Consider the following 5106-nt stretch of genomic DNA (forward strand, 5'->3'; position numbering starts at 1 on the left):
CGCCGTGGCTGGCCGCCGCCGGCGGCGTGCTCCTCGCCGGCGGCGGGCTGCTCGTCGCGCTGCGCGGGCACACCTGGTCGGCGCTGTCCGCCCGCTACCGGGCCCCGGCGGCCCGGCCGGTCGACGCCTGGGAGGCCATCGACCGAGGCGACGACCCGACCTGATCCTGGCCTCAGCCGATCTCGGGGCGGGCCGGCAACCGGTCGCTGGCGGGCGGACTGCCAGGTGTCGGCTGCCTTACGGTCGGCAACAGTCCCTCCGGATGATCAACAGACGGACAATCACGATACGTGGGCATGGTGTCCGCGCATCCGGTGTGCAAAGGTTTTTCAGCCTTCTCGTTTCACTGTCCTCGGTCCTGTGTCAACCGGTGAGCAACCGGCGGGTGTGAGCATTCGAGCCCTTCGGCGGGGGGCGGATGCCTGCGGCACACGCCTGGCCTAACATCGGCGCCATGGCCGCGACAGCCACGGGCACAGACCGATGAGCGTTCTCGACGACATCCTTGACGGGGTGCGCGTGGACCTCGCCGAACGGGAGGCCGCGACCCCCCTGGCGGCGCTGAAGCGACGCGTCGAGCGCGTTCCCGATCCCAGGGACGCGCTGGCGGCGCTGCGTAGCCGGGCCGTCGCGGTGATCGCCGAGGTCAAGCGCCGTTCCCCGTCCAGGGGCGAGCTCGCCACGATCGCCGACCCGGCGGCGCTGGCGGCCCAGTTCGAGGCGGCGGGCGCGGCGGCGATCAGCGTCCTGACCGAGCGGCGCCGGTTCGGCGGGTCCCTGGCCGACCTGGACGCCGTGCGCGTCGCGGTGGACGTGCCCATCCTGCGCAAGGATTTCGTGATCTCCCCGTACCAGGTCTTCGAGGCGCGGGCGCACGGTGCCGACATCGTCCTGCTGATCGTGGCGGCGTTGGAGCAGCCCCGGCTGGTCGGCCTGCTCGAGCGGGTCGAGTCGCTGGGCATGACCGCCCTGGTCGAGGTGCACGACGAGCAGGAGGTCGCGCGGGCGGTCGACGCGGGAGCGAAACTGATCGGCGTCAACGCGCGTAACCTGCGGACGCTGGACGTCGACCGTGCCACCTTCGCCCGGCTGGCGCCGCTGCTGCCGCCGGGGGTGGTCAAGGTCGCCGAGTCCGGCGTGCGCGGGCCGCACGACCTGCTCGCCTACGCCGCGGCCGGCGCCGAGGCGGTCCTGGTGGGGGAGGCCGCGGTGACCGGCACGAATCCCCGCCAGACGGTCGCGGACCTGGTCACCGCCGGCGCGCATCCAGCCACCAAGGTCGGCCGCTGACTCGCCGCCGGCCCACCGCTGACGTGTCGCCGGGCCGCCGCTGACGTGCCGCTGACGTGCTGCTGGCTCGCCGCCGATGTGCCGCCGGCTCGCCGCCGGCCCGTGGCTGACCTGCCGCTGATGCGCCGCCGGCCTGTCGCGCACGGAACATCCCCAGGGCGATAGGTTCACGCAGTGACCTCCGCCGTGACTCCAACCGCCGGGCCCACCGACGCGGATGCCGTACCGGTGGGCCCGCTGCCCGACAGCGCCGGGCACTTCGGGCGCTTCGGTGGTCGTTTCGTCCCCGAGGCGCTGTTCGCCGCGCTGGACCAGCTGACCGACGCCTACGCGGCCGCGCGGGCCGATCCCGGTTTCGCCGCCGAGCTGGGCGGGCTGCTCGCGACGTACGCCGGCCGGCCCACCGCGCTCACGGACGCGGCCCGGCTGACCGCGCACGTCGGCGGCGCCCGCATCCTGCTCAAGCGGGAGGACCTGGCCCACACCGGCTCCCATAAGATCAACAACGTGCTCGGCCAGTGCCTGCTCACCCGCCGGATGGGCAAGACCCGGGTGATCGCCGAGACCGGCGCCGGCCAGCACGGGGTGGCCACGGCCACCGCCTGCGCGCTGCTCGGCCTGGAGTGCGTGGTCTACATGGGCGAGGAGGACACCTCCCGGCAGGCGCTCAACGTCGCCCGGATGCGGCTGCTCGGCGCCGAGGTGGTGGCCGTCGCCTCGGGCAGCCGCACCCTCAAGGACGCGATCAACGAGGCCATGCGGGACTGGGTGGCCACGGTGGACACGACCCACTACTGCATCGGCTCGGTGATGGGGCCGCACCCCTTCCCGATGCTGGTCCGTGACTTCCAGCGGATCATCGGGGTGGAGACGCGGGCACAGGTCCTCGAGCGTGTCGGCGGGCTGCCCGACGCGGTGGTGGCCTGCGTCGGCGGCGGCTCGAACGCGATGGGGATCTTCCACCCGTTCATCGGCGACCCCTCCGTCCGGCTGATCGGCGCCGAGGCCGGCGGCGACGGGCTGGCCACCGGCCGGCACGCGGCCGCGATCGCCGGCGGCGCCCCCGGCGTCTTGCACGGCATGCGCACGTTCCTGCTCCAGGACGCCGACGGGCAGACGCAGGTGTCGCACTCGATCTCGGCCGGGCTGGACTACCCGGGCATCGGTCCCGAGCACGCCTGGCTGCACGAGACGGGCCGGGCGACCTACGGGGTGGTCGACGACCGGGCCGCCATGGACGCGCTGCGCCTGGTGGCCCGGCTGGAGGGCATCCTGGTCGCGATCGAGAGCGCGCACGCGTTCGCCGCCGCGTTCGGCGTCGCCCGGGATCTCGGCCCGGACGCCGTCGTCGTCGTGAACTGCTCGGGGCGCGGTGACAAGGACGTCGACACCGCGGCGAAGTGGTTCGACCTCCTCTGACGGCCCTCCCCGGCGGGAACGCCGGCAGCGACGAAAAACACCACCGTCAGGAACGAACACCACCGCCAGGAACGAGCAGCGCCAGCGGCGGGAACCACGCCGAACCAGCTCCGCGCGGCGGGTGCCAGGCAACGGCCTGGCCGCCGCCGACGGCGGAACGGATCACGGAACGGACCAGGGTGCGAAGTCTTTCGGATGAACGGAGCCTCGCCGGTGAGCCCGACGAGCGAAACGAGCCCGGCGAGCGGAACGAGCCCGGCGGGCAGAGCCGGCTGAGCCAGGCCTTTGCCCGGGCGCGCGCCGACGGGCGGGCGGTGCTGGTCGGCTACCTGCCGGCGGGCTTCCCCTCGGTGGCCGGCGCGGTCACGGCGATGCGGGCCCTCGTCGAGGCCGGGGTGGACGTCGTCGAGGTCGGCCTGCCCTACTCGGACCCGACCATGGACGGCCCGGTGATCCAGGCCGCGTCCGACGCGGCCCTGCGCCGCGGGGTCACCACCGCCGACGTCCTGCGCACGGTGGAGGCGGTGGCCGCCACCGGCGTGCCGGCGCTGGTGATGACCTACTGGAACCCGGTCGAACGCTACGGGGCCGCCGCGTTCGCGCGTGATCTCGCGGCCGCGGGCGGAGCCGGCGCGATCACACCGGACCTGCCGCCCGAGGAGGCCGGCCCGTGGCTCGCGGCCACCGCCGACACCGGGCTCGACCCCGTCTTCCTGGTCGCGCCGAGCTCGACCGACGCCCGGCTGGCGCGGGTCGCCGCGGTCAGCAGGGGCTTCATCTACGCGGCGTCGCTGATGGGCGTGACCGGGGCCAGGGAGCGGGTGGGCGCGCAGGCGGCCGAGCTGGCCCGCCGGGTCCGGGCCGTGACCGACACGCCGGTCGCCGTCGGGCTCGGTGTGAGCACGCCCGAGCAGACGGCCGAGGTCGCCGGCTTCGCCGACGGGGTGATCGTCGGATCGGCTCTGGTCAGGGCGCTGCTGGACGCCGAGCGCGCGGGGGCGGATCCGGAGGAGGCGGCGGTGGCGCTGCGGGGGGTCGTGGCCGGGCTCGCCGCCGGGGTGCGCCGCTCCGGGCCGTCCGTGCCACGGGGATGATCCCTGCCGTCCCTGCCGTCCCTGCCGTCCCTGCCGTCCCTGCCGTCCGAGTCGCTCCCGCTGCCCGTAGTGGTGCCGTGACTACAGGATCGTTTGATAGTGATTTGCAACTTTTTGTAGTGTTTCGTGGCGTCCGCTGATAGCTGGTGACGTCCAGTAATATTGCTGGCGTAATTGATAATCTTCGGTGACAATCTGCCGGTTACTTACGGCAACGCTTGTGGCATGCGGCGATGTGGGGCGCGGCGAGGGCCAGGTTACGGGCGGTATAGCTTGGCCCGTGTGGTCCTAGCCGCGATTCCCAGCCCCTCGACGGGCATCCTGTATGTAGGCCCCGTTCCACTGAGGGGCTACACCCTGATGATCATCATCGGTATCGTGATCGCGACCGTGATCACCGGTCGGCGGCTGCGCGCGCGTGGCCAGCCCTCCTATCTCGCTACCGACGTGGCGGGGTGGGCTGTCCCGTTCGGTGTCGTCGGAGCGCGGATCTACCATGTCGTCACCAGCCCGGACGCCTATTTCGGCGCCGGCGGGGACCCGGTCGACATCCTGCGGGTCTGGCATGGCGGGCTGGGGATCTGGGGCGCGGTCGTCGGCGGGGCGCTGGGCGGGTGGCTCGCCTGCCGGCGCCGCGGGGTCGCCTTCGGCCTGTTCGCCGACGCGGCGGCCCCGGGCCTGGTCCTGGCGCAGGCTGTCGGGCGGGTCGGCAACTGGTTCAACCAGGAGCTCTACGGGCGCCCGACCGGCCTGCCCTGGGCGCTGCGGATAGACCCCCGGCACCAGCGTGTCCCCGGCGAGCCGCTCTACCATCCCACCTTCCTGTACGAGGCGCTGTGGAACGTCGGGGTGGCCGGCGTCCTGCTGTGGGTGGACCGCCACCACCGGCTCGGCCGGGGCAAGCTGTTCGCGCTCTACGTGCTGCTCTACACCGCCGGGCGGGCCTGGATCGAGGCGCTGCGCATCGACGAGGCGCACACCTTCCTCGGGGTGCGGCTCAACGACTGGACGTCGCTGGTCGTGTTCGCCGCCGCGGCGCTCGCCCTGGTGTTCCTGCGCGCTCCCGCCGACCTCCCGGCGTCCGCCGACGCACCCACCGACGATCCCAGCCCCACTGCCAGCCCCGCCGCCGGGCCCACGGCAGAGCCCGCTGCCGAGTCCGCTGCCGAGTCCGCTGCCAGCCCCGTGGCCACCTCCACCGCCGGCGGGCCCGCGGCAGGGCCCGCTGCCAGTCCCGCCGCCGGGCCTGCGGCAGAGCCCGCCGCCGAGCCCGCCGCCGAGTCCGCTGCCGAGTCCGCTGCCG

At 73.8% G+C, this 5106-nt stretch carries 5 protein-coding genes; all 5 read left to right on the top strand.

Annotated features, from left to right (window positions below; all coding sequences use genetic code 11):
- The first annotated feature begins 8 nt into the window (after nucleotides 1-8).
- Nucleotides 9-164: a Trp biosynthesis-associated membrane protein gene (locus tag NBW84_RS22380; protein ID WP_445548819.1), complete on the top strand. Its 156-nt coding sequence runs from the start codon at nucleotides 9-11 to the stop codon at nucleotides 162-164.
- A gap of 319 nt (nucleotides 165-483) precedes the next feature.
- Nucleotides 484-1290 carry an indole-3-glycerol phosphate synthase TrpC gene (gene trpC / locus NBW84_RS22385; RefSeq protein WP_250287169.1) on the top strand — a complete coding sequence of 269 codons (807 nt, stop codon included), beginning with the start codon at nucleotides 484-486 and terminating at the stop codon, nucleotides 1288-1290.
- Nucleotides 1291-1476: 186 nt separating this feature from the next.
- Complete coding sequence (trpB, locus tag NBW84_RS22390) at nucleotides 1477-2709, top strand: tryptophan synthase subunit beta (protein ID WP_445548426.1); 1233 nt, start codon at nucleotides 1477-1479, stop codon at nucleotides 2707-2709.
- Between the two features lie 179 nt (nucleotides 2710-2888).
- Nucleotides 2889-3803 (top strand): tryptophan synthase subunit alpha, encoded by a 915-nt coding sequence (gene trpA, locus NBW84_RS22395; RefSeq protein ID WP_445548425.1) that lies wholly within the window; start codon nucleotides 2889-2891, stop codon nucleotides 3801-3803.
- 282 nt (nucleotides 3804-4085) lie between these two features.
- The coding region (gene lgt / locus NBW84_RS22400) for a prolipoprotein diacylglyceryl transferase (protein WP_250287171.1) at nucleotides 4086-5106 on the top strand (1021 nt) is incomplete at its 3' end.

Source organism: Protofrankia sp. CiP1_Cm_nod2, assembly GCF_920664355.1.
In the GTDB taxonomy this organism is placed as follows: Bacteria; Actinomycetota; Actinomycetes; order Frankiales; family Frankiaceae; genus Protofrankia.

Coding starts and splice junctions, on each gene's coding strand:
- trpC (WP_250287169.1), top strand. CDS start 484: ATGAGCGTTCTCGACGACATCCTTGACGGGGTGCGCGTGGACCTCGCC.